This window comes from Kitasatospora sp. MBT66, assembly GCF_000710405.2.
Taxonomy (GTDB): Bacteria; Actinomycetota; Actinomycetes; order Streptomycetales; family Streptomycetaceae; genus Kitasatospora; species Kitasatospora purpeofusca.
In genome coordinates this window covers 196,090-197,196 of the sequence record NZ_JAIY01000015.1, presented here as the reverse complement: position 1 = coordinate 197,196, position 1,107 = coordinate 196,090, and the positions used below count along the sequence as shown (strand labels likewise).

Annotated in this window: 1 protein-coding gene and 1 pseudogene; both read left to right on the top strand. The window is 75.2% G+C overall.

Annotated elements, in window-relative coordinates; genetic code table 11:
• Positions 1-117: pseudogene (locus BI06_RS54180) on the top strand (xanthine dehydrogenase family protein subunit M); the annotation flags it as partial.
• A partial coding sequence (locus BI06_RS54175) for a xanthine dehydrogenase family protein molybdopterin-binding subunit (RefSeq protein WP_369826328.1) occupies positions 114-1,107 on the top strand: 994 nt, incomplete at its 3' end. The pseudogene BI06_RS54180 and the gene BI06_RS54175, both read left to right, overlap by 4 nt.

The following is a 1,107-nucleotide window of genomic DNA, read 5'->3' as shown; positions in this document are numbered from 1 at the left end:
GAGGCCGAACTCGCGGCCGCCAGCCCGCTGCGCGACAACGCGTACAAGATTCCGCTGGCCCGCAACCTGGCCGTCCGGCTGTTGTGCGACCTCGCCGCGAAGGGTGGAGCACGATGAACGGCGACCCCACCGCGACGAGCGGCCACACCCGTCTGGAGGGCCGGGCGAAGGTCACCGGTGCCGCCCGCTACGCCGACGACCAGCGCCCGGCGCACTGCCTGTACTCCTGTCCGGTGCCCGCCACCGTGGCCCGGGGCACGATCACCGCGATCGACGCCTCGGCGGCCCTCGCCGACCCGCGGGTGCGCGTGGTGCTCACCCACGAGAACGCGCCGCGCCTGGCGGAGGTGGAGGATCCCACGCTGGCCGTGCTCCAGTCGGCGCACGTCGCCCATCGCGGCCAGTACGTGGCCCTGGTCGTCGCCGAGACCCCGGAAGCCGCGGAACGGGCCGCGGCCGACGTGCGGGTGACGTACGCGGCCGAGCCGCACGATGTCGTCCTCGTCGAGGGCCATCCCGGTGTCTACGCTCCTGAGAAGGCCAACGGCGGCCACCCCGCCGACCGGCTGCGCGGCGACCCGGACGCCGCCTGGGCCGCCGCCGAGGTGCGGGTCGACGCCACCTACCGGATCCCGCCGTTGCACAACCACCCGATGGAGCCGCACGCCGCGACCGCCCGCTGGGAGGGCGGACGACTCGTCGTCCACGACTCCAGCCAGGGCACCGGCGAGGTCCGCAGGACGCTGGCCGCCCTGTTCGGACTGGACGGCGCGCAGGTGCTGGTGGTGAGCGAGCACGTCGGCGGCGGCTTCGGCTGCAAGGGCACGCCCCGGCCGCACGTGGTCCTGGCCGCGATGGCGGCCCGGGTCGCCGGACGGCCGGTTCGGCTCGCGCTGCCGCGCGGACAGCTCGCGGCCGTGGTGGGCCACCGTGCGCCGACCGTCCAACGGGTCCGTCTGGCGTCCGGGCCCGACGGGCGGATCGAGGGACTCGTCCACGAGGTCCTGACCCGCTCCTCGACGCTGAAGGAGTTCGTGGAGCAGGCCGCGGTGCCGGCCCGGGTCATGTACCGCTCCCCCGCCTCTTCGACCACTCACCGGCTGGTGC